Origin of the sequence: Alcanivorax limicola (genome assembly GCF_019931215.1) — a bacterium.
Taxonomy (GTDB): domain Bacteria; phylum Pseudomonadota; class Gammaproteobacteria; order Pseudomonadales; family Alcanivoracaceae; genus Isoalcanivorax; species Isoalcanivorax limicola.
In genome coordinates this window covers 99,308-119,744 of the sequence record NZ_JAIOUB010000002.1, presented here as the reverse complement: position 1 = coordinate 119,744, position 20,437 = coordinate 99,308, and the positions used below count along the sequence as shown (strand labels likewise).

Genomic DNA, 20,437 nt, shown 5'->3' with positions numbered 1-20,437 from the left:
CTCCTTCACTCACGGGAAATTCACGCCCATGCTGACGCCTTACCTCGCTATTCGCTGCCCGTCAGTCCCGGCGCTCTCAGTCCCGGCGCTCTGCCCGGGTTCAGACTGCTCGGGTGCATGCCGCTCGGGTTCAGTGCATACGGATGCGGGAGAGTAGGGCGCCATGGACAAGACCGCTCGCCTGTTCAGCCTGATGGATGCCCTGCGTCGTCGCCGTTTGCCGGTCACTGCCGCCACACTGGCGGATGAGTTGTCGGTATCGGTGCGTACCATCTATCGGGATGTGCAGGCACTGATCGCCCTGGGGGCCACCATTGATGGTGAAGCCGGTATGGGCTATGTGCTGCGCACCGGATTCTTCCTGCCGCCACTGATGTTCGATGATGCAGAGCTTGAGGCGCTGGTGCTCGGGGCCAGCTGGGTGGCCGGGCAGGGCGATGAAGAGCTGGTCCGTGCGGCACATAACGTACTGGCCAAGGTCGCCACCGCCTCGCCGCGGGATCTGCGCGACCGCATTGATGGCATCGGCCTGTGGGCCTCGCCGGTGGAGGGCGATCCCGGCACGGTGTTTCTGCCCCGGGTCCGTGAAGCGATTCGCCTGGAGCAGATGCTGCATATGCACTACCGGCGCGCGGATGGTGAGGCCAGCGAGCGCACGGTGTGGCCGATCATGCTGGCCTTCTTCGAGCGGGTGCGCATGCTGGTGGCCTGGTGTGAGTTGCGGCAGGGGTTCCGGCACTTCCGGCTGGATCGTATCAGTGAGCTGACCGTGCCTGGCGGTCATTACCCCCGGCGTCGCAGTGTGCTGGTGCGGGAGTGGCGCCGGGAAATGCGCATTCCCGAGTAGCGGGCTCATACAATCCCGGGCGGCTGGCCGGGTCTACCATGCGGGCATCTTGTCAGTACAATAACGAGGCCCGACCATGCGTGACTTGCAGACATTCCTCAATGATTACGGTGACAGCCACCGTAACCCGCTAAACCAGTGGATCCACATTATCTGTGTCCCGGCGATCCTGTTTTCCACCCTCGGCCTGTTGTGGCTGATTCCGGTGGGCAGCTGGCTGGGCCTGAGCCCGGAAGTGGCCTACTGGGTCAACGGCGGCACCCTTCTCGCGGCACTCTCCGGCATCGTGTACCTGCGCCTGTCCATCGGGGTGTTCCTGCTGATGACCGGCTGGTTTGCGCTGTCCGTCTGGGGCATTGTCGCTATTCAGAATGCCGGTTGGTCTCTGTTCTGGATCAGTCTGGTGGTCTGGGTCGCGGCCTGGCTGGTGCAGGTCTATGGCCACAAGGTCGAGGGCAAGAAGCCGTCCTTCGTGGAGGATCTGGTGTTCCTGCTGATCGGCCCGATCTTTGTCAGCTTCGAGGTGGGCGCCAAGCTGGGATTGCCGGTTCCCCGGCCTGCCGGGCACTGAGCCTCTCCCTCTCTGTCCCTGTCTCCTGATCTGCTGGCCTGCGGGCCAGCATTCGGTTCGTTATGGCCGCCGTTACGCAACGCGGCGGTTTTTGGTTATGCTGAAACATGACCCTGGCCAGCGAACGGATGCCCTTTGACGTCGGAACAACCGCCCCACCCGTCCCATAGCCCAGCCTCCCTGCACGGCACCATTTACGTATGGCCGGACCGCTGGGTGGTGCGTGGGCAGTTGATGGCCAATCGCCCTCACCGGCATGTCAGTGCGTCGTTGCTGCTGGGGCTGGACGGTGCCTTCGAGCTGGAGGTCGATGGCGAGCGGCGCCAGACCAGCGCCGCGCTGGTCGCGCCGGATGCCCGTCAGGCGCTTGATCCGGTGGGGACCCGGATGCTGGTCATGCAGCTGGACCCGGACAGCCCGGCCTGGCGACGTCTTGTGACGGCATTGCATGGCCGGGACACGGTGGATCTGCCGCTTGCTCCGGGACTGACAGACGCGCTGGCGAGCGCTGCCGATTGTCAGGCGATGGCGGCGGCGCTAGAGCGCCTGCTGGGGGCGACGACCACGGAAGAAGCGCCTCTGGACCCGCGTGTGGCCCGCATCTGCGCCCATCTGCGTGACACCCTTCCCGAGCGTCTGGATGCCGGTGCCCTGGCGGAGAATGCCGGGATTTCGGTGTCTCGATTGACCCACCTGTTCCGTGAGCAGACCGGGGTGCCCCTGCGGCGTTTTTTGCTGCACCTGAAAATCACCCGCGCTGTTGCGCGCTGGCACCCGGGTATGACGCTCTCCGCGCTCGCGGCAGAGGCGGGTTTTTATGATCAACCCCACCTGATCCGCACTGCCCGCGAAATGTTCGACGCCCTGCCTTCGATCTACATTAGTGCCGGGCAATTCGACATCTGCCGCTGTGCGCCCCACCTGCAGGAATCTTTGCGGTAAGCTTTTACTCTTGCAGGTGCCATGGATTCTTGACCAGGAGAGCATTATGAAAATCGAAACCGTCGCCATTCATGGCGGCTTTGCCGGCGACCCGGAAACACACGCGGTGGCAGTGCCGGTGTACCAGACCACCAGTTACTATTTTGATAACACCCAGCACGGCGCGGATCTGTTTGATCTGAAAGTGCCGGGCAATATCTACAGCCGCATCATGAACCCCACCAATGCGGTGCTGGAGCAGCGCGTTGCCGAGATGGAAGGCGGCATCGGTGCGCTGGCCATGGCCTCCGGCATGGCGGCCATTACCGCCGCCATCCAGACGCTGGCGCGGTTGGGCGACAACATCATCTCTGTCAGCCAGTTGTACGGTGGCACCTACAACCTGTTTGCCCACACGTTGCCAACCATGGGCATCGAGGTGCGCATGGGCAGTGGCGATGATCCGGCGGCGCTGGAAACACTCATCGATGATCGCACCCGCGCCATCTTCTGCGAGTCGATTGGTAACCCGGCGGGCAATATTGTGGATCTGAGCGCGCTGGCGGATCTGGCCCATCGGCATGGTCTGCCCCTGATCGTGGATAACACCGTGGCAACGCCGGTGCTGTGCCGCCCGATCGACTTCGGTGCCGATATCGTCGTGCATTCCCTGACCAAATACATGGGCGGCCACGGCACCACAGTGGCGGGCATCATTGTCGATTCCGGCAAGTTTGCCTGGAAGGACAATCCCCGTTTCCCGCAATTCAATGAACCGGACCCGTCCTACCATGGCGTGGTATATACCGACGCATTGGGCGAGGCGGCCTTTATCGGGCGGGCGCGTGTGGTGCCGTTGCGCAATATGGGCGCCGCCCTGTCGCCGTTCAACGCATTCCTGATTCTGCAGGGTATCGAGACGCTGTCCTTGCGTATGGAGCGGCATTGCGAAAACGCGCAGAAAGTCGCCGAATACCTGAAAGGTCACAAGAAAGTGCGTTGGGTCAAATATGCCGGCCTGAAAGACGACCCTTATCATGCGCTGGCGCAGCGTTATACGCGCGGTACACCGGCATCGATTCTGAGTTTCGGTATCGAAGGCGGTCGTGAAGCGGGGGCAAAGTTCATCGACGGATTGCAGATGATCAAGCGTCTGGTCAATATCGGTGACGCCAAATCACTGGCGTGCCATCCGGCCACCACAACGCACCGGCAGCTGGACGAGCGTGAGTTGGAGAAGGCGGGGGTGAGCTCCGATATGGTGCGCTTGTCTGTGGGCATTGAGCATATCGACGACATTCTTGCCGACATCGCCCACGCGCTGCCCTAGGGAACCTGCACGCTACTGACGCGCATCGCGAAAACGGGCCGGGCTCTCGCCGGCCCAACGGCGAAACGCTTTGGCAAAAGCACTTTCATCTGAAAACCCCAGCGCCTCGGCGATATCGGTCAGGCGCTGGTCGGTGCGCAAGTATTGCTCCGCCATCTGATACAGCGCTGCATCGCGCAGCAACTTGAAAGAACTGCCTTCATCCGCCAGTCGCCGATTCAGGTGCCGGCCACTGATGCCCAGTGCCTCCGCCACTTTTTCCTTGCCCCAGTGCGGGTGCTCACGCACCAGCGCTTCCACCTGTGCAGCCAGACTCTGGGCGGACAGGCTGGCGAGCATGCGGTCGGCGACGCCGCGCAGGTGCTCGCGCATGGCCGCGTTGGCCTGGATAAGCGGGATCGCCAGATCGCTTTCCTGCAGCAGCATACTGTAGTCATCGGCCTCGAATTCCACCGGACAACCCAGTAGCGAGCGGTAGCGTTCGGCGTTGTCCCGTTGCCCGTGCTGCATGCGGATGGCGCCGGGGCGGAATTGCTCGCCGGTCACCCAGCGGGAAAGATGCACCAGGCAGCCCAGCACCGCTTCGGCACGCACTTCCAGCGTCGTCAGAAAGCCGGGCCGGTAGCGTAACCGCAGCCCGCCGCGTTCGGCTCGTGCCTCGAAATGGCTGCCTTCACTGATGATCGGGAAATACTCGAGCAGGGTGTCCACCGCATCGCCGAGGGTGTCGCAACTCATCACCATGAGGCCGGCGCTGTCCAGGTGGCCCACCTGGATTTCAAGTCCCAGCCGCAGACCGATCAGGGGATCATCCGTGCTCTGGCAGATGCTTTCCCAGAGGGCATCCTGGGCTGTCAGGGGTACCCGGTCCTGGCTCGGATCCAGACGTGAGAGCGCCTCTGCGGGCAGCCGCACGCCCAGCCGTTCGGCCGCTTGCACCACGGCCTGGCTGAAACGCAGGGTCACGGTGGGGTTGCTCGATGTGCTCTCCGGCATAGTGTCCCGCTTGCGGTGAGGTCTGTCTGTCTCTGTGTTTATTGGTCCGTGCTGCTGCCCGGGGGGTCCCGAATTAACCGGTCCGGGTCCCGATCGGGCCGGTACAGCATCGGCTTGATCACTTACGCTGGTGTGAAGAGCATAACAAGAAGGAGGCCCCATGTACGCTGTCATTGGCGCCGGGCCCATGGGCCTGGCAACTGCCCGGAATCTGGACAAATACGGTATCCCGTTCGTCGGCTTCGATCTGAACGCCGATGTCGGCGGCCTGTGGGATATTGATAACCCCCACAGCACCATGTACGAGACCGCGCATCTCATTTCATCCAAACGCATGACGGAATTTGCCGAATTCCCGATGAAGGATGAGGTGGCGCCCTATCCCCACCATGCCGAGCTGCGCGAGTATTTTCGCGACTATGCGAAGCACTTCGATCTGTACCGGCATTACGAATTCAACACCCGAGTGCTGGCGGTGGAGCGTGATGGCGCCGGGTGGCTGATCAGCACGCGCCAGGGGGATGAGGTCAGCACCCGCCGCTTTGATGGCCTGCTGATTGCCAATGGCACTTTGCATCACCCGAATATGCCGACCTTGCCGGGCGACTTCGCCGGCCGTCTGATGCATGCCAGTGAATACCGCTCACCGTCCGTATTTGATGGCAAGCGTGTGCTGGTGGTGGGTTGTGGCAATTCCGGTGCGGATATCGCGGTGGACGCGGTGCATCATGCCAGGAAGGTGGATCTGTCCGTGCGTCGGGGCTATTACTTTTTGCCGAAGTTTCTGTTGGGCAAACCCACGGACACCCTGGGCGGCAAGTTCAAGTTACCGCGTCGCGTCAAACAATGGCTGGACGGGCTGATGATCCGCGCCGTTATGGGAAAACCTTCCCAGTACGGCTTGCCTGATCCGGATTACCGCATGTACGAATCGCATCCGGTGATGAACTCCCTGATTCTCCATCATCTGGGCCATGGCGATATTCAGGCACGCCGGGATATCGCCGATATTCAGGGCCACACGGTGACCTTCACCGACGGCGAGCAGGCGGATTACGATCTGATCCTGATGGCCACGGGCTACAAGCTGCACTATCCCTTTATCGATCGGGAAGAACTGAACTGGCCCCGCGACGCTGGTGCGCCGCAGCTGTACCTGAACGTGTTTCATCCCGAACATGACAATCTGTTCATGATGGGCATGATCGAGGCGGCGGGCCTGGGCTGGGAAGGGCGCAACGAACAGGCGGAGCTGGTGGCGCTGTATATCCGGCAGCTGGCGGCGGGCGCGCCGTCGGCGCTCAAGCTCAAGGAAATCAAGCGCCGTGAGGCCGGCAATATTCTGGATGGGGGCTACGCCTATCTGAAGCTGGACCGCATGGCCTACTACGTGCACAAGGACTCCTATCGCAGCGCGGTGCACAAGCACATCAGTAGTCTGCAGGGAGATCTTGCTCCGGCGCCGACGCCGGCTGCCGGCGCGGCGTGAACGCTGCTCTGTTTCATCTACTTTAAAGCGAGCAGCCGCCATGTCCGGAGCTTTGCCGATACAGTTTGATCCCGCCAGCCTGGTGATGCTCAACGTCATCATGGCGCTGATGATGTTCGGGGTGTCCCTGACGCTGCGCGTTGAGGACTTCCGCCGTGTGCTGGTGGCGCCTGTGGCGCCGGTGGCCGGTTTGATCGCCCAGTTCCTGTTGTTGCCGGCCATTACCTGCCTGGCCACCTGGTGGTTCCGGGTAGAGCCGGAGCTGGCGCTGGGCATGATTCTGGTGGCGTCCTGCCCCGGTGGCACCTTCTCCAACATCATGACCTGGCTGGGCCGCGCCAATGTGGCGGTGTCTGTCAGCATGACGGCAGTCTCGAGCCTTGCCGCTACCGTGATGACGCCCTTCAACTTTGCCCTGTACGGCTACCTCAATCCCCACACCCGGGAAATCTTCACCAGCATCGCCATAGATCCCTTCAGCATCCTGTTGTTGGTGCTGCTGGTGCTTGCCGTGCCCATGTGCATTGGCATGTGGGTGGCGCGCCGTTTTCCCGGTCTTGCCGCGCGTAGTGAGAAGCCATTTCGCATCGCGGCGCTGGGGGTCTTTCTGGGGTTTGTTGCCATCGCCTTCAGCAACAATTTCGAACTTTTTGTGGCGCGCTTCCACACCTTTTTCTGGCTGGTGGTGGCGCACAACATGATGGCGCTGACACTGGGCAATCTTATGGGACGGGCCTGCCGCATGCCGGTGGGAGATCGTCGTGCCGTGACCATGGAGGTCGGCATCCAGAACTCCGGGCTGGGCCTGGTGATTCTGTTTACCTTTTTCCCGGAAGCCGGGGGCATGATGCTGATTACCGCCTTCTGGGGCGTGTGGCATCTGGTTTCCGGTTTGACGCTGGCAATGCTGTGGGCGCGCTCGAAAGACGGGCGTGCCGCACACGCCCTCGCTGAAGAACAGTCACACAAGTCACACAAGGGGGCGGCATGACAAACAAGGTAATTCTGATCACCGGCGCAGCCGGTTATGTGGGCAGCCTGCTTGGCGCCCGGCTTGCAGCGCATTATTCGGTGCTCGGCACGGACATTCGTCGCGGCGACGATGTGGGCTTCCCGATCCACGAGATGGACATTCGCGACCCGTCCCTGAAAGACCTGCTGGTGCGTGAGCATGTGACCCATGTCGTGCATCTGGCTTCGGTGCTGGACACCACCGGTAGCCGGGAAAAGGACTACGACATCGATGTCAACGGCACGCGCAATGTGCTGGACTGTTGTGTGCGTGCCGGCGTGCGCCATGTGACCGTGACCAGTTCCGGCGCGGCCTATGGGTACCATGCGGACAACCCGGACTGGCTGGATGAACAGGATGCCCTGCGCGGCAATCCGGAATTTCCCTATGCCGATCACAAGCGCCGCATCGAGAAAATGCTGAGTGAATACCGCGCGCGCTATCCCGGGCTGAAGCAGCTGATCTTTCGCCCTGGCACCATTCTCGGTGCCAACACGAAAAACCTGATCACCAATCTGTTTACGGCAAAAAAACTGCTGGCCATTCGCGGCAGTGATTCTCCTTTCGTATTCATCTGGGATCAGGATGTGATCGGCGCCATGGAATTCGGTTTGCGCGAAGACAAGACCGGCATCTTCAATATGGCGGGGGACGGCGCGCTGACCATTCATGAGATCGCCGCCTTGCTGGACAAGCCGGTGCGCGAGTTGCCCGCCGGATTGATCAAGGCAGTGCTGTGGATTGGCCGCTTCTTGCGTGTCGGCCGCTATGGTCCTGAGCAGATCAACTTTCTGCGTTATCGCCCGGTACTCAGCAATCGTCGCCTGAAGGAAGAGTTTGGCTACCTTCCGGAGAAATCCTCGGAAGATACCTTCCGTTTTTATATCGAACATGCCAGGGCAAGGGGGGATCTGTGAGCATTGTATCCGGCTGTGTGTTGATTACCGGTGCCGCCGGGGGACTGGGCTGGGAGATGGCGCGCGCGTTTCATCGCCGTGGTCATGCACTGGTGCTGGCGGACATCAACGGCGCGCAGCTCGATGGTCGCGCTGCCGAACTGGGCACACCGGAGCGCGTGGCCGTGCTGGCGGGTGATATCACCGATGCGGTGCACCAGCAGGCGCTGCTGGATCTGGCGCAGGCGCGCTTCAGTGGTGTGGCGGTGCTGGTGAATAACGCGGGCATCACACACCGCTCGCTGGCCGAGAAAACCGACCCTGCAGTGCTGCGCAAAGTCATGCAGATCGACTGGCAGGCACCGCTGGAACTGGCGCTGCGCGCCATGCCGCAGATCAGGCAGCATCGAGGCGCGTTGATCAATATCGGTTCCATGGCGGGCTGGATGCCGGTGCTGGGCCGCACGGCCTATTGCGCTGCCAAGGCCGCCCTGTCGCAGTCCTTTGAGGTGATGCGTTGTGAGCACCAGCGCCACGGCGTGCATGTGCTGATGGTCTACCCCAGCTTTATCGATACGCCAATCGAGCAGCATGCCCTGGGGCACGACGGCAAACCGGCACGGCATGCCCGTTCCATGGTGGGCAAGATGAAAAGCGCCGAGTGGATGGCGGAACGTATCGTCGTGGCCTGGGAAAAGCGCAAGAAGCGGGTCTACTCGGACAATCTTGCCGTGTTCGGTGCGCTGCTGTGGCGTGTGGCGCCGGATCTGTACCAGCGCATCATGATGAAGAAATTTGCCGTCGAGCTGGAGCAGTAATGGACCCCTGGCTCTGGCTTGCCTTGTTCATTCTGATTGCCTACACCATTGAAACCGTGACCGGGTTCGGCAGCATTGTCATCGCGCTGTCGCTGGGGGCAATTCTGTTGCCGATTCCGGCGCTGCTGCCGGTGCTGGTGCCGCTGAATATTCTCATGAGTGGCTACCTGAGCGTGCGCCATCGGCATGCCATTCACTGGCCAACACTGCTGCGTCTGATCTTGCCGTTGATGGCTGTCGGTACGCTGGCGGGTTATCTGTTGCGCCCCTACCTGGGTGCCGATCTGTTGCAGGGCCTGTTTGGCGTGCTGATCATCTGGTTTGCGGGCCGGGAGCTCTGGCGCATGGCCAACAACCATACGCCGCGCGCCCATCCGACGGGCCTCACTCGGGGATTGATGGTTGCTGCCGGTGTCACGCACGGTCTGTTCGCCTCCGGTGGCCCATTGCTGGTCTACGCGCTGACCGGGGTCCAGCTGGACAAGGCCCGCTTTCGGGCGACCCTGATTGCGGTCTGGTTTTCCCTCAACAGTTTGCTGACGCTGATCTTTCTTGTGGACGGCAGTCTGCTGGCGGCAGGCCCGCGGCTGCTGATGTACCTGCCGGTGCTGGTGGTGGGCGTGTGCCTGGGTGAGTGGCTGCATCATCGCGTCAACGAACAGCGTTTCCGGCAGTTGGTGTTTGTCATGTTGCTGGTGACGGGCGGGGCTTTGTTGTTCTGAGATTGTTGTTCTGAGATTGCTGCTCTGAGACGGTTCAGACCGGGGGCATGGGTTCACAGGGCCGATTGCCATGCTAATCTTGCGCCATTGCAACGTGATGCCGAGAGACGTGCCCGGGGACATGACCATGCCGCCGCAGACTTGCCTGCCGATAACCGCCACACACATGCCGGGCTGGCCCGATGCCCGCTGATGCGCCTGCAACGCTGCGTTGCGTGTCCGGTGATGCCATCCTGCCCTGGCTGGATGCACTGGCGCGGCTGCGCTTGCAGGTATTTCGTGAGTGGCCCTACCTGTATGACGGCGATGAAACCTACGAGCGCCGCTATCTGCAAACCTATGCGGATGCCTCCCGCAGCCTGATGGTGCTCGCTTTGAATGAGGGGCGTGTGGTCGGCGCTTCCAGTGGTCTGCCCATGGCCGAGGCCGAGCCCGCCTTTCAGGCGCCGTTTCGTGCGCGGGGCATTGATGTGGCGCAGGTGTTTTACTTCGGTGAATCCGTGCTCGACGCCGGTTTCCGTGGCCAGGGACTGGGGCACCGTTTTTTCGATGAGCGGGAGGCGTTTGCCCGACAGTCCGGATATGCCATTACCACCTTCTGTGCAGTGCAACGCCCTGCAGATCATCCGGCCCGGCCAGCGCACTATCGCCCGCTGGATGCCTTCTGGCAGGGGCGGGGGTATCGGCGGCAGGACGGCATGCTGACCCGTTTCAGCTGGCAGGATATCGGCGACGATGTTGAAACAGCCAAGCCCATGCAATTCTGGACACGCGGCCTGTAAGGGCATTCACGCTGCGCTGGCAGGCCTCGATGGATGCTTTGCGGTAATCAACGGAGGCGGACATGTTGCAGCGGTTAATCCTGTTATGCATCGCGCTGGCGGGCCTGGGGCCGACATGGCTGCTGGCCGGGCCTGAGCGTGCGGCCACAGCAGGGGAATGTCCGGCGGTGCTGCAGCATCAGTTCCAGCAACTCGATTCAGATCAGCGCATTGATCTGTGCGAATTTGCAGGGCGACCGGTGCTGGTGGTGAATACGGCCAGTTTCTGCGGTTATACCGGGCAGTTCTCGGGGCTGGAAGCGCTTTTCCAGCGTTACGGCGGCCAGCGCTACGGGGACGCCGGTCTGGCCATCGTCGGTGTGCCCTCCAACGACTTCAATCAGGAAGCCCGGGATGAGGCGGAAACAGCAGACATCTGCTACGCCAATTACGGTGTCACCTTTACCATGACAGCGCCGCAATCGGTGCGCGGCGCCGCTGCCCACCCATTATTCCGCGCGTTGGCACGGGAAAGCGGTGCGCCACCGCGCTGGAATTTCCACAAATACCTGATTGCGCCGGATGGTGCGGTGGTCGGCCAGTTTCCCAGCCAGATTCCACCGCAGGACGAGCGGATCACAGGGTTGATCGAAGCGCACATGCCGAAATAAACAGCCGTATTGCACCGGCGCTCGCCAGTTCGGTGCGTTCAGCAATCGCCCAGACGTTTGCCTTCGACGGTGGTCTGCACGGTCATTTCCCCCATGGGGGTCATCATCTTGCCATCTACGGTGCCTTCTACCCGGTTGCCCATGAATTTCATGCTGGCGTCCATGGTGGAGTGCATGCCCTCTTCGGCGGTACAGCGCATGCTGTAACGCATGCCGGAGCGGCTGATGGTCTTGTCGGTGATCTCGCATTCACCCATGTCTTCCGAGAACAGCTCTTTATTGGTGATGTCTTCCTGTGTGACGCACTCACGGTGGCTGTCCCGCTGTGACGGCATGGTCTGGCCGCCGGTACTGATGCGGGTGACATTGGTGTATTCCCACTCTCCCGGCTGCACGTTCGGCGTCTCTGCCGAGCTGGTGGCGCTCAATGCGAGCAGGCCGGACGCGAGGAGCGCCGCCGCCATAGTGGCCGCTAACCTGCGGGCCGCCGGAATTTCAGAGCATTGCGTGCTAACTGCGGATATTTCCTTCATCGGGCTGGGCTCCTGTTTCTTTCTCTGGTTAGACGGTCAGGTCTGACGATAGCGCTGGCGTGTCTGATCGGGAATGCCCCAAACGGGCTAGCCCGTCGGGCCGCATCGCTGCGGGTGTTCTGCGCCTGGGCTGCCTTCGCGCAGACTACAGAGGTTACCCCGTTTGGGGCATGGGGTAACCTGCAGCAAAACGTCATGATGTGAAGATGCTGATCCATTGAAAGCGAAAGCCCTTTCCGGGGGCGCACTTGAGGCATGGCGCTCAGGCGGCAACAATGGCACCGGGGGCCACGTTTGTTCAGGGCCTGATTAAAAAAATGATCATCACGCAGGGAATCTGCCCATGCAGAATGTATTGATCGTGGAAGATCATGAGGAAACACGCCAATGGCTGGCCGGTATCGTGAAGGATGCGTTTGCATCGCCGGGTATCCATGAGGCGGGCACGCTGGAGCAAGCGCGGGCGCTGTTGCAGCACAACCCGGTGGCGCTGGCGCTGGTGGATCTGAGTCTGCCGGACGGCAGTGGCATGCAATTGCTGCAACACCTGCAGGAGTGCAGCCCGGAAACCTATCTGGTGGTGACCACCATTTTTGATGACGACCGGCATCTGTTTGATGCGCTGCAGGCCGGCGCCAATGGGTACCTGCTCAAGGACCAGCCGCGCCAGGTGATGATCGACAGCCTGGCGGGCATTGCGACCGGCAAGCCGCCGCTGAGCCCGGCCATTTCCCGGCGCATCCTGCGGCATTTCCAGCAGGCACCCACCCGGACGGTGGAAAATCCGTTATCGGAGCGAGAGGTTGAAGTGCTGATGCTGCTGGCCAAAGGGATGGGACGCAGTGATATCGCCGAGTTGTTGAATGTGTCCGTCAATACCGCAGCCAGCCACATCAAATCCATCTATCGCAAACTCAATGTATCGGGCAGGGCGGAAGCGACACTTGAGGCGGTGAATATGGGTATTGTGCCGCAATCTCAGCCGCGGCGCTGACGGGTATGGCGCTTCCGACCACCGGTGAGCCGGGCGACAGCGTCCGGGCGGAATTCAGTCACGAAGGAGGTATGGCGGCGGGCGCGAACATTGCGCCGTTGCCAGCCATGCTGATCGGCGCGGCGCTGGCCCTGCTGCTGATACTGATGGCCTTGATGGCGGTGCTGAATCAGCCCTGGATGGGGGTCACGCTCGACGCTGATCCGGACAGTGGTTACTTGCATGTTGTCGCACTGCGTCCGGACAGCGCTGCAGAGGGCCTGCTGAAGCCGGGGGCGCGGATAACCGCACTGGAGAATCCCGTCTCCGGAGAACGTACCGACCTGCACGGCTTTGTGCCGGGAATCGAGCCGCCCAGCCTGCCGACCTATGCCGCGCACAATGCGTTACTTGCGCGCGAGGGGCGATTGGCCGCTGCACTGGAGGGTACCGCGGTGATCCTGGTGCAGGCGGATGGTAGCGCCGTCAGCATTCCCGTGGACAATGATCGGCCGTTGAGTGCCGTGCCGCTGGATTTCTGGCTGTTCAACCTGTTTGGCACAATAGCCTGGACTGTGAGCCTGGCGGTGTGGGCGGCCCGTCCCCGGCAGCTTCCGGCACGCCTGTTGGCCATGTCCGGTGCGGGGTTCTTTTTTGCCACCTTGTTCAACAGCGTCTACCTGTCGCGCGAACTGGCGCTGCCGGAGAGCGCCTTTCTGTTTCTCTCGCGCATGAACCATCTCGCCCTGGCGGTCATGCTGGTCTCCCTGCTGGCTCTGATGGCCTATTACCCGCGCCGGCTGACCCGGATTTCGCCTGCGGTGCCAATTGTATTCGGGCTGGTGTTCTATCAGCTCAACGAACAGATGCAGTGGGTCGAATGGCCGCTGCATGCCTATTACATGCCGATCATGGCGCTTTATCTGGTTGGCATTCTGGTCGCCATGCGGCAGTGGCATCTGTCCCGGGATCAACCGCTGGACCGTGCAGCGCTGAAGTGGCTGTTCCTGTCGATATTCGTCGTCATGGGGATGGGGCTGGCGATCTATTTTGTCCCTATCGCGTTCACCGGCGCTGCGTTCTTTCCGCAATCCGCCATGGTCGGGGTCGCCTCCATGTTGTACATCGGTTTTGCTTTCGGTGTGCTGCGTTACCGGCTGTTTGATCTGGAGCGATGGTGGTTCCGTATCTGGGTCTGGTTTTTCGGCGGCCTGGCGGTGGTCGCGTTTGATCTGTTGCTGATCGCCATGTTGGGCATGCAGCCTGTGGTGGCGTTGGGCGTCGCGGTGATTGCTGTCGGCTGGCTGTACTTTCCGCTACGCCAATGGGCCTGGCAGGCCATGTCCGGCCGCGCCAGCGCCTCGCCGGAGAACAGTCTGGTCGAAATGGTCGAATTGATTTCCAGCGCGGTGCCCACCGGTTCGACCGACCTGCACTGGCGCCAGTTGTTGCAACGGCTTTATGAGCCGGCGGGTGTGTTGATCACGCCGGAATTTCTGCCTGCGCCGCGCATCCTTGATAACGGCGCCGTCATGGAGGTGCCGTTGCTGAGTGGCAAGGGGGCGGTGGCGTTGACGTTTGCCGATCGCGGGCGGCGTTTGTTCGCGCCGGGTGATGTGGAGCATGCCGCGGGGTTGCTGACAGTGTCGCGGCGCGTAATGCGTGTGCGTCTTGCGGAAATCGAGGCGGCCCGGGCCGAGCGCGACCGGATCATGCGGGATCTGCATGATGACGTGGGCGGGCGTATTCTGAGCCTGTTGCGTAATGCGCCTGATGAAAAATATGAGGCGCTGGCGCGCAATGCGCTGCAGTCATTGCGCGAGACCATGCACGCACTGGACGAAAACGTCGTGTGTCGCCTGGATGACTGCATTGATGACTGGCATGCGGACTGTCTGGCCCGTTGTCGCGAAATGAATGTGCCCATGCAATGGCGACAGGTGGCAAAAATTGATGACATGACGGTCAGTATCCGGCATCACATCAATGTGCGGCGGATTCTTTCTGAAGCCCTTACCAACGCCTTCCGGCATGCGCGCCCCGATACGATAAGCGTGGAAATATCCGGTGATGAGGCGGTGCTCAGTATCGAAGTGATCAATAACGGACTGGGTGAGCACGAGGCAGAAAATAACGTGCTGGCCGGCCGCGGCCTGAATCATATGCGCACCCGCGCCGAGGAACTGGGTGGCCTGTTTTCCTTCCAGTTTTTTGAGGATGTGGCACGGGTGCGCGCCACGATCCCTTTAACGTGAGCACCTTTAAAGCAAGCACCGTTAAAACGAGCACCGTCAAGGTGAACGGGATGAGACTGACATGACGAACCGATGAAAAGCCATTTCGACTGGCTGGCGGCGTTGCCGCCGCGAAAATTGTTGCTGCTGTTGAGCGGTGTGGCGCTGCTGGTGACGCTGGCATGTTTCATGGTGGTGGCGACCACGCCCTCGTTGGGGCTGACGCTGGAAAAAACCGATGCGGCACTGGGTATCCGGGTGACCGCAGTGGCAGAGCACGGACCCAATGCAGGGCGTATCGCGCCGGGCACGGTGCTGATCGCGATGTCATCCGCCAAAGGGGATATCCCGCTGCGCCCCGACATTCTGATCGAAGATCCCGACCTGCTTGATTACGCGGCGTATAACCGCTTCCTTGCCGAGCAGCAGCAACTGCGTCGGGCTCTGGATCAGGGGCGTGTGACGGTGGTGGCCGACGACGGGCGGCGCATCGCGCTGGAAACGAGTCTGCCGTTGTGGACGCCGGCGATGACCTACACGGTTATCCATGCGCTGTACGGCTGGGTGGCGCTGCTGGTGGTGCTGGGCATCTGGGTGTATCGGCCGACGGATGTGGCGACGCGACTGTTTGCCCTCTCCGGTGTGGCGTTGTTTCTGACCACGTTGACGTTGGCGACTTATGGCGGGCGTGAGCTGGCACTGTATGGCAGCACCCTGGCGTTTCTGATGTCGGTAAACCATATTGCGGTGCTGATGGTCGCCGCCACACTGGCGACATTGTTCTGGGTATATCCGCGCAGGCTGGGCCCCCAGCCCGCCCCGATAATCGCAGTCAGCCTGGCCATACTGGCCTGGCTGGCGGATCAGTTTCAGGTAGGGCCGGGGCCGCAGTACACCATCTACGGGGTTATTCTGCTGGGCTTCGCGTGTGGTGTCACCATCATGGGCTTTCAGTGGCGTGCGACACGCGGGCGGCCGCTGGATCGCGCTGCGCTGAAGTGGTGTGTCCTGTCGATCTTTGTCGGCACATTTCTGCTGGTCGCCCTGATCATGTTTCCGCCCGCCGTGGGCGGTACGCGCATGGTGCCGCTGGCGATCAGCCTGTCGGCGGTGCTGGTGTTGTACCTCGGGCTGGCGGCCGGCCTGCGTCGCTACAGGTTGTTCCACCTGGAGCGCTGGTGGTTCGGTACCTGGCAATGGTTCCTGGGCGGGGTGCTGGTGTTGGTGCTGGACGGATTGCTGGTCTTCGTGATTGGCATGGCGGGCGCCTATGCACTGCTGTTGTCGTTGGCGATTGCCGGCTGGATCTACTTCCCCTTGCGCATGGGGTTGATGCACCTGCTGGGCCGTCGTGATGCACCGACGCTGGAAAATTCGTTGCCCCAGCTGGTGAACAATCTGTTTGCGGCGGACAGTGAGGCGAGTATCCATGCCGCCTGGCCCGGGCTGTTGCGCAGTACCTTCCGGCCACTGCATATGACCCAGCGTGCAGCAGTGGATGCCGCGCCGGACATTGCCGCCTCCGAGGATGGTGCGCGCCTGTACGTCAAGGCACTGCGCAGCGACAAGCCGGATCTGGTGCTGGAGTATCCGGATGATGGCGGGCGCTTGTTTACGCGCAATGATCTGCGCACGGCAACGCTGTTGCGCGAACTGACCGGGAAGGCCATCGATGCGGTGCAGGCGCGTGAACTTGGCGCGGATGCTGAACGGCAGCGCATCGCGCGGGATCTGCATGACGATGTCGGAGGGCGCATCCTCAGCCTGCTGCGCAACGCGCCGGATGCTTATCAGGAACAGCTGGCGCGTAATGCGCTGCAGTCCCTGCGGGAAGCGTTGCAGGCCCTGGACCAGGGTGCTGACCGCCGTATCAGCGATTGTCTTGAGGATTGGCAAGCCGATTGTCAGGCCCGCTGCCAGGAAATGGGGGTGCGACTGGACTGGCAACAAAAGGTGCGGGCCAACGGCGCCACGATGTCAGTGCGCCAGAGCATCAATATCGGCCGCATCCTGGCAGAGGGCCTGACCAATGCGTTCCGTCACGCCCGGCCGGCCGTCATCACCATCACCCTCTCCGGTGACGCTTCCGGGCTGTCTATTGCCATCGGTAACGATGGCGTTGGTGAGCGCGCAGCCGAACAGCACGTCCTGGCAGGGCGCGGTCTGCATCATATGCGCACCCGCGCCGAGGAGCTCGGCGGCACCTTCTTTTTCCATCTGGCAGGCGGATCAGCGCGCCTGAGCGCTACGGTGCCGCTTTCGGGTGCTGTGTCGAGCTCGGGCGCTTTGTGACAGCGTGCCCGGGCCTCAGCGCTTGAAGACGCGGTTGAGTGCGCGATCCACGGCGCGGTCGGCGGCCTCGTCGGTTTCCCTGGTCACACGCTGATCCGTGCGGCGCTGCTGGCGGTCACGCTGGCGATCCGCGCGCTCCTGGGCCTGGCTGCTGCCGGGCACAGCGGACCGCTCGTTATCCGTATCCTTGCCCTGCGCGTGACCCACGGCAGTCACGGCAAACAGGCAGATCATCAGTAGCAGACGTGTCATGGGAAGGCTCTCCAGGCTGATGGACGGGGCATCTGATGCGCGAGAATCCAGTTTCCCCCGTCGTGGCCCGGCTGCCTATCCCCTGGAAAGGGGATGACAAATCGCCTAAAAATGTATACTTCGCAGTGCCCGGTCCTGATGGCGGGACGGGCGCCGTTCGCTATACTGCGCCGCTGACGGCAAGCCACGAGGTATCGCATCATGAACACACTGGCACTGGGCAACCGGCGCACGCGCCTGGGGGAGTGGGTTGAATCCGCTGCTGTGCGTCATTTCATCACCGGCCTGATCATCCTCAACGCCATCGTTCTGGGGGTGGAGACCTCTGCGGGCGCCCGGGAGGCGGCAGGCGGGGTGTTGCAGTTGTTGAACCAGGGCATCCTCGCGGTATTTGTCGCGGAAATCCTGATCAAGCTTGTGGCATTCGGGCCGCGCTTCTTCCGTTCCGGCTGGAATGTGTTCGATTTCCTTATTGTGGCAATTTCCCTGGCGCCCACATCCGGGCCGCTGGCGATTCTGCGCAGCCTGCGGATTCTACGGGTATTGCGTTTGCTGTCTGCCGTGAAGCGCTTGCGCATGCTGGTGGAATCGCTGATGCACTCCCTGCCTGGCATTGGCTGGACTGCCGCGCTGTTGCTGATGATGTTTTATATCTTCGGGGTGATGGGCACCGAGCTGTTCGGACAGAGCTTCCCGGACTGGTTTGGCACGCTTGGCGCGAGCATCTACAGCCTGTTCCAGATCATGACGCTGGAGAGCTGGTCGATGGGCATTGCCCGGCCGGTGATGGAGATATATCCCTACGCCTGGATCTTCTTTGTTCCCTTTATCCTGATTTCCAGCTTCATGGTGCTGAACCTGTTTATTGCCATTATCGTCAGCGCTACGCAGGAAGTGCATGAGAGCGAGCAGCGCGCAGAGCGGGAGGCGGCCAACAGGATTGCCCACGACGAACGTCAGGAGATGCTTGAACTATTGCGTGCGGTGGACTTAAAGCTGGAGAAACTGAAAGCGCTGGAGGACAGCGGCAAAGACAATATCGGATAAAGGGGGGGCTGCCCAGCCGGACTCAGAGCTGCTGAGGCTGCTCTCGAAGCTCCTCGCGCAGCGTGTTCAGTGCCTGCTGCAGCAGCGCGATGCCGTTGTCGCCCAGATGGTGGGAGCAGGACAAGCGCCGCGCCATACGCAGCACAACACCATCACTGCTGCGGGCACTGATCAGCATGCCTTCAATGCGGTAGCCCACGACGTCGTCGGCCAGAAACAGGGAGGTCACAGTCTCGCCGTTCATGTCGATGGCAACGGCATGGCGGTCAAGCCAGTCATTGAGGATGGCCGCACTGTCACGCGCGTTACGGTAACGGCTGCCGTCCTCGGCAACCTGCCCGACGGTGCTGCCCGGGGCTGAACGGGGCAGGGCGCCTGGTGAGAGATTCCGCGAAGCGTCCTGTGACGAGTTGTAGTTGTGCATGGCAAGACCGCTGTCAGAGACGTGTGAACATCCGGTTCAGCATGCCTTATTCATAATGGCTTGTCGCTATTTCCCGTGTGGGAAATATGTAATGTTTTCCAGTATTAATATTTTCGAAAAGCAGCATTGAAATAACTTTCCTGAAGAGGTGCCGTAATGGTGCCATTATGCCGTTTTTATAGTGGCAATCTGCCATTACGGCCGCGGCACGACCTGTTCACTGTTCAGGGGGTGCCGCCTTCTTCGCGGAGGGTCAGCTGTTTGCCGAGAATGTCCTCATAATTGCGGATGCGGCGCAAGTAATGCACCGGCTCGCTGCCTCGCGCATAGCCATAACGCAGGTGGCGGTAATAGTCCGGTTGTGACAGGCGCGGCAGTACCTCTCGCAAGTCCAGCCAGCTGTCCGGATTTTTGCCCTTGTGTGCTGCCAGCGCCCGGGCGTCATGAATGTGGCCCATGCCGACGTTATAGGCCGCCAGTGCAATCCAGGTGCGATCCGGTTCCGTGATGCTCTCCGACAAGCGGGAACGCAGGTTGGCGAGATAGCGCGCACCGCCGTCAATGCTCTGTGCGGGGTCCAGCCGATTGTCGACGCCGAGTTCGCCGGCGGTGCGGAGGGTCAGCATCATCATGCCGCGTACCCCTGTCGGGCTGCGCGCCGTCGGGCTCCAGTGAGACTCCTGGTAAGCCTGGGCAGCCAGCAGGCGCCAATCGAAGCCATATTTTTCGCCCGCGTGTTCAAACAATGCCTGATATGCCGGCAGACGCTCGTCAATGCGCCGAATAAAACGCGCAGTATCCACGTAGTCGAATATTTCCACGTGGGCATAATACCGTGCAGCGATCAGCGTAATGCGCGCCGCGGCATTGGCCTCCTCATACCAGGCATGCAACGCCTGCCCGAGCTCGTCTGCTCCTTTGGGTAACAGCCAGGCCAGCTCTTCCGGTTCGTTGAGTGGGAACATGACACTCAGCTCGGGAAAATAACGGCGGTTGATGGCGACGATATTGGAGTCGGCAATGGTGCAATCGATTTGCTTCTCCCAGACTTTTTGCAGAATCAGCTCTGTGGAGAGAGACGGGTCGGCGTCCCAGGTCAGCTCGGGGTATTCGGTATCGCGGAGCTGCGTCAGTCGTTCCTCGTAGCTCGAACCGCCGATCACCTGCAGAGACAAGCCGACCAGGTCCTCGAGTGAGCGCGGTTGGGCGCCGGCGCGGTGGCAGACAACCTGCTGCTGCACTTCATAATAACCGGGGCCGAAACTGAAATTTTCCGTGCGGCTTTCCAGGCGTGTCAGCCCGGCGGCGGCCAGATGCGCGGTGCCCGCATCGAGTTCATTCTGGATCTCGGTGATGGTGTGGCGCAGACGGAACTCCACATCAACGCCGAGCGTGTTGGCAAAATCTTTCACCAGATCATGCTCGAAACCGATGGGCTGATCATCACGATCAATGAAATGGGTGGTGGGCGCATTGCGGGTCAGCACCACCAGCGTGCCGCTGTCCTTGATGGCCTGCAAGGCGGGACTCAGAGCGGGCTCCTTCTGGCAGCCGACAAGCCATGGCGCAAAGGCAACGGTTGTTGCCAGTGCCAACCCCTTGATGAAACGCATACGATCCCCCGTCTCTTTCTCTGCAGTGTTGCGAT

20 protein-coding genes are annotated in these 20,437 nt (G+C 61.4%); 15 read left to right on the top strand and 5 right to left on the bottom strand.

What is annotated here, in order from left to right:
- The first annotated feature begins 163 nt into the window (after window positions 1-163).
- The 4 genes from K8B33_RS06505 (at window position 164) to K8B33_RS06490 (ending at window position 3,669) form a co-directional block, all read left to right on the top strand.
- Window positions 164-847, top strand: coding sequence for a helix-turn-helix transcriptional regulator (locus K8B33_RS06505; protein WP_223424740.1), 684 nt, complete (start codon window positions 164-166; stop codon window positions 845-847).
- Between the two features lie 76 nt (window positions 848-923).
- Window positions 924-1,418, top strand: coding sequence for an Mpo1 family 2-hydroxy fatty acid dioxygenase (locus tag K8B33_RS06500; RefSeq protein ID WP_223424737.1), 495 nt, complete (start codon window positions 924-926; stop codon window positions 1,416-1,418).
- A 135-nt stretch (window positions 1,419-1,553) separates the two neighbouring features.
- Window positions 1,554-2,360, top strand: a complete 807-nt coding sequence (locus K8B33_RS06495; protein WP_223424735.1) for a helix-turn-helix domain-containing protein — start codon at window positions 1,554-1,556, stop codon at window positions 2,358-2,360.
- 46 nt (window positions 2,361-2,406) lie between these two features.
- On the top strand, window positions 2,407-3,669 hold the full coding sequence (locus K8B33_RS06490; protein WP_223424733.1) for an O-acetylhomoserine aminocarboxypropyltransferase/cysteine synthase family protein: 1,263 nt from the start codon (window positions 2,407-2,409) through the stop codon (window positions 3,667-3,669).
- 12 nt (window positions 3,670-3,681) lie between these two features.
- On the opposite strand, the gene K8B33_RS06485 is transcribed toward K8B33_RS06490, so the two are convergent.
- Window positions 3,682-4,665: an AraC family transcriptional regulator gene (locus tag K8B33_RS06485; RefSeq protein WP_223424731.1), complete on the bottom strand. Its 984-nt coding sequence runs from the start codon at window positions 4,663-4,665 to the stop codon at window positions 3,682-3,684.
- Window positions 4,666-4,825: 160 nt separating this feature from the next.
- Here K8B33_RS06485 and K8B33_RS06480 point away from each other — a divergent pair, with 160 nt between their 5' ends.
- From K8B33_RS06480 to K8B33_RS06450, 7 genes are all read left to right on the top strand, one after another.
- On the top strand, window positions 4,826-6,154 hold the full coding sequence (locus tag K8B33_RS06480; RefSeq protein ID WP_223424729.1) for a flavin-containing monooxygenase: 1,329 nt from the start codon (window positions 4,826-4,828) through the stop codon (window positions 6,152-6,154).
- A gap of 40 nt (window positions 6,155-6,194) precedes the next feature.
- Window positions 6,195-7,145 carry a bile acid:sodium symporter family protein gene (locus tag K8B33_RS06475; RefSeq protein ID WP_223424727.1) on the top strand — a complete coding sequence of 317 codons (951 nt, stop codon included), beginning with the start codon at window positions 6,195-6,197 and terminating at the stop codon, window positions 7,143-7,145.
- Entirely contained in the window at window positions 7,142-8,083 is a 942-nt protein-coding gene (locus K8B33_RS06470) for an SDR family oxidoreductase (protein ID WP_223424725.1), read from the top strand. The genes K8B33_RS06475 and K8B33_RS06470 overlap by 4 nt, the downstream gene beginning before the upstream one ends.
- Window positions 8,080-8,880 carry an SDR family NAD(P)-dependent oxidoreductase gene (locus K8B33_RS06465; protein WP_223424722.1) on the top strand — a complete coding sequence of 267 codons (801 nt, stop codon included), beginning with the start codon at window positions 8,080-8,082 and terminating at the stop codon, window positions 8,878-8,880. Before K8B33_RS06470 ends, K8B33_RS06465 begins: the two co-directional genes overlap by 4 nt.
- Window positions 8,880-9,602, top strand: a complete 723-nt coding sequence (locus K8B33_RS06460) for a sulfite exporter TauE/SafE family protein (RefSeq protein WP_223424719.1) — start codon at window positions 8,880-8,882, stop codon at window positions 9,600-9,602. The genes K8B33_RS06465 and K8B33_RS06460 overlap by 1 nt, the downstream gene beginning before the upstream one ends.
- A 182-nt stretch (window positions 9,603-9,784) precedes the next feature.
- The gene (locus K8B33_RS06455) at window positions 9,785-10,384 is read left to right on the top strand and encodes a GNAT family N-acetyltransferase (RefSeq protein WP_223424716.1); all 600 of its coding nucleotides are present in this window, start codon (window positions 9,785-9,787) and stop codon (window positions 10,382-10,384) included.
- A gap of 62 nt (window positions 10,385-10,446) precedes the next feature.
- Window positions 10,447-11,034 (top strand): glutathione peroxidase, encoded by a 588-nt coding sequence (locus K8B33_RS06450; protein ID WP_223424714.1) that lies wholly within the window; start codon window positions 10,447-10,449, stop codon window positions 11,032-11,034.
- A 38-nt stretch (window positions 11,035-11,072) separates the two neighbouring features.
- Here K8B33_RS06450 and K8B33_RS06445 read toward each other — a convergent pair whose 3' ends face one another.
- A complete protein-coding gene (locus K8B33_RS06445; RefSeq protein ID WP_223424711.1) occupies window positions 11,073-11,498 on the bottom strand; it encodes a DUF3617 domain-containing protein in 426 nt (141 codons plus the stop codon).
- A gap of 412 nt (window positions 11,499-11,910) precedes the next feature.
- On the opposite strand from K8B33_RS06445, the gene K8B33_RS06440 reads away from it, so the two are divergent.
- The 3 genes from K8B33_RS06440 (at window position 11,911) to K8B33_RS06430 (ending at window position 17,066) form a co-directional block, all read left to right on the top strand.
- Complete coding sequence (locus K8B33_RS06440; RefSeq protein ID WP_223424708.1) at window positions 11,911-12,561, top strand: response regulator; 651 nt, start codon at window positions 11,911-11,913, stop codon at window positions 12,559-12,561.
- 5 nt (window positions 12,562-12,566) lie between these two features.
- Complete coding sequence (locus tag K8B33_RS06435; RefSeq protein ID WP_223424706.1) at window positions 12,567-14,795, top strand: ATP-binding protein; 2,229 nt, start codon at window positions 12,567-12,569, stop codon at window positions 14,793-14,795.
- Window positions 14,796-14,867: 72 nt separating this feature from the next.
- Entirely contained in the window at window positions 14,868-17,066 is a 2,199-nt protein-coding gene (locus tag K8B33_RS06430) for a sensor histidine kinase (protein ID WP_223424703.1), read from the top strand.
- A gap of 15 nt (window positions 17,067-17,081) precedes the next feature.
- Here the strand turns inward: K8B33_RS06430 and K8B33_RS06425 are convergent, their stop codons facing one another.
- Complete coding sequence (locus K8B33_RS06425) at window positions 17,082-17,318, bottom strand: hypothetical protein (RefSeq protein ID WP_223424701.1); 237 nt, start codon at window positions 17,316-17,318, stop codon at window positions 17,082-17,084.
- 201 nt (window positions 17,319-17,519) lie between these two features.
- Here K8B33_RS06425 and K8B33_RS06420 point away from each other — a divergent pair, with 201 nt between their 5' ends.
- Window positions 17,520-18,365, top strand: a complete 846-nt coding sequence (locus K8B33_RS06420; RefSeq protein ID WP_223424699.1) for an ion transporter — start codon at window positions 17,520-17,522, stop codon at window positions 18,363-18,365.
- A gap of 22 nt (window positions 18,366-18,387) precedes the next feature.
- Here K8B33_RS06420 and K8B33_RS06415 read toward each other — a convergent pair whose 3' ends face one another.
- A complete protein-coding gene (locus K8B33_RS06415) occupies window positions 18,388-18,789 on the bottom strand; it encodes a hypothetical protein (protein WP_223424697.1) in 402 nt (133 codons plus the stop codon).
- 224 nt (window positions 18,790-19,013) lie between these two features.
- Entirely contained in the window at window positions 19,014-20,402 is a 1,389-nt protein-coding gene (gene mltF / locus K8B33_RS06410; RefSeq protein ID WP_223424695.1) for a membrane-bound lytic murein transglycosylase MltF, read from the bottom strand.
- Between the last annotated feature and the right edge of the window lie 35 nt (window positions 20,403-20,437).

What these genes read in the sequence shown, in the direction of transcription:
- K8B33_RS06475 (WP_223424727.1), top strand. Translation starts at nt 6,195, where the DNA reads ATGTCCGGAGCTTTGCCGATACAGTTTGATCCCGCCAGCCTGGTGATG.
- K8B33_RS06485 (WP_223424731.1), bottom strand. Translation starts at nt 4,665, where the DNA reads ATGCCGGAGAGCACATCGAGCAACCCCACCGTGACCCTGCGTTTCAGC.
- K8B33_RS06455 (WP_223424716.1), top strand. Translation starts at nt 9,785, where the DNA reads ATGCCCGCTGATGCGCCTGCAACGCTGCGTTGCGTGTCCGGTGATGCC.
- K8B33_RS06505 (WP_223424740.1), top strand. Translation starts at nt 164, where the DNA reads ATGGACAAGACCGCTCGCCTGTTCAGCCTGATGGATGCCCTGCGTCGT.
- K8B33_RS06480 (WP_223424729.1), top strand. Translation starts at nt 4,826, where the DNA reads ATGTACGCTGTCATTGGCGCCGGGCCCATGGGCCTGGCAACTGCCCGG.
- K8B33_RS06415 (WP_223424697.1), bottom strand. Translation starts at nt 18,789, where the DNA reads ATGCACAACTACAACTCGTCACAGGACGCTTCGCGGAATCTCTCACCA.
- K8B33_RS06460 (WP_223424719.1), top strand. Translation starts at nt 8,880, where the DNA reads ATGGACCCCTGGCTCTGGCTTGCCTTGTTCATTCTGATTGCCTACACC.
- K8B33_RS06445 (WP_223424711.1), bottom strand. Translation starts at nt 11,498, where the DNA reads ATGGCGGCGGCGCTCCTCGCGTCCGGCCTGCTCGCATTGAGCGCCACC.
- K8B33_RS06440 (WP_223424708.1), top strand. Translation starts at nt 11,911, where the DNA reads ATGCAGAATGTATTGATCGTGGAAGATCATGAGGAAACACGCCAATGG.
- K8B33_RS06435 (WP_223424706.1), top strand. Translation starts at nt 12,567, where the DNA reads ATGGCGCTTCCGACCACCGGTGAGCCGGGCGACAGCGTCCGGGCGGAA.
- K8B33_RS06420 (WP_223424699.1), top strand. Translation starts at nt 17,520, where the DNA reads ATGAACACACTGGCACTGGGCAACCGGCGCACGCGCCTGGGGGAGTGG.
- K8B33_RS06500 (WP_223424737.1), top strand. Translation starts at nt 924, where the DNA reads ATGCGTGACTTGCAGACATTCCTCAATGATTACGGTGACAGCCACCGT.
- K8B33_RS06470 (WP_223424725.1), top strand. Translation starts at nt 7,142, where the DNA reads ATGACAAACAAGGTAATTCTGATCACCGGCGCAGCCGGTTATGTGGGC.
- K8B33_RS06490 (WP_223424733.1), top strand. Translation starts at nt 2,407, where the DNA reads ATGAAAATCGAAACCGTCGCCATTCATGGCGGCTTTGCCGGCGACCCG.
- K8B33_RS06450 (WP_223424714.1), top strand. Translation starts at nt 10,447, where the DNA reads ATGTTGCAGCGGTTAATCCTGTTATGCATCGCGCTGGCGGGCCTGGGG.
- K8B33_RS06430 (WP_223424703.1), top strand. Translation starts at nt 14,868, where the DNA reads ATGAAAAGCCATTTCGACTGGCTGGCGGCGTTGCCGCCGCGAAAATTG.
- K8B33_RS06425 (WP_223424701.1), bottom strand. Translation starts at nt 17,318, where the DNA reads ATGACACGTCTGCTACTGATGATCTGCCTGTTTGCCGTGACTGCCGTG.
- mltF (WP_223424695.1), bottom strand. Translation starts at nt 20,402, where the DNA reads ATGCGTTTCATCAAGGGGTTGGCACTGGCAACAACCGTTGCCTTTGCG.